Source organism: Oleiphilus sp. HI0061, from assembly GCF_001635675.1.
The window spans coordinates 1-931 of sequence record NZ_LWFE01000019.1 but is presented as its reverse complement, the minus strand read 5'-3'; the positions used below and the strand labels follow the sequence as shown (position 1 = coordinate 931).

Here is a 931-nt window from a genome sequence, read left to right as displayed (position 1 = left end):
TATCGCCAACAAAGAAGCTTGCGAAGAACATGCCTACACCTGTAGTGAACATCACACCGAAGAACAAACGTACCCAGAAGACAGGATGAAGTTGTTCTTGAGTTGCCATAAAGCTCAGAGCATTTGCGTCATCTGGTAAACGCTGGAGAATAATCTGCCAGACGCCCGCCACTGTTAATGCCAAAGTAATACCGCACATTGCGATACACATTGTCCAGAACGACATACGCTCCAATCTCTGTGCTCTTTCACAGTTGCCGTGAGGGCGACCACGCATAATTGGCATTGAATAGGACATTATCGTCATCACAATCATTGAGTAAGCCCCAAAGAATGCTAGATGTCCGTGAGCTGCAGTAATCTGCGAACCGTGTGTAAAATAGTTCACCGGTGCTAGCGTATGAATGAAGCCCCATACACCTGCGCCCAAGAACGCCATTACCGAAGTACCTAAAGCCCAAGTCAATGCTATCTGGTTGCCATGCTCATGACGACGTTCACGAACCATCTTGAATGCGAACACAACCATCATGAAGAAAGGAATTGGTTCAAGCGCTGAGAAGATAGAACCCAGCCACAACCAGTACTCACCCGGGCCGATCCAGAAGTAGTGGTGCCCCATTCCTATCAGGCCGGTAATCAGTGCTAAAGCAATAATCACATACAACCACTTCTCTATTATCTCACGGTCAACGCCAGTCACTTTGATCAAGGTATAAGCCAAAATAGCACCCATGATCAATTCCCAAACACCTTCAACCCATAGGTGAACAACCCACCACCAGAAGAACTTATCAAGAACCAAGTTACCTGGGTTATAGAAAGAGAATAAGAAGAACACTGCCAAACCAATCAGACCTGTAATCAATACCATGTTGATCACTGTTTTGCGGCCCTTAAGGATGGTCATACCTACATTGAAGATGAACCC

At 46.1% G+C, this 931-nt stretch carries 1 protein-coding gene; it reads right to left on the bottom strand.

The annotated features are described in order from the left end of the window. On the bottom strand, window positions 1–931 hold a 931-nt coding region (locus tag A3735_RS00380), incomplete at both ends, for a cbb3-type cytochrome c oxidase subunit I (RefSeq protein WP_068637342.1).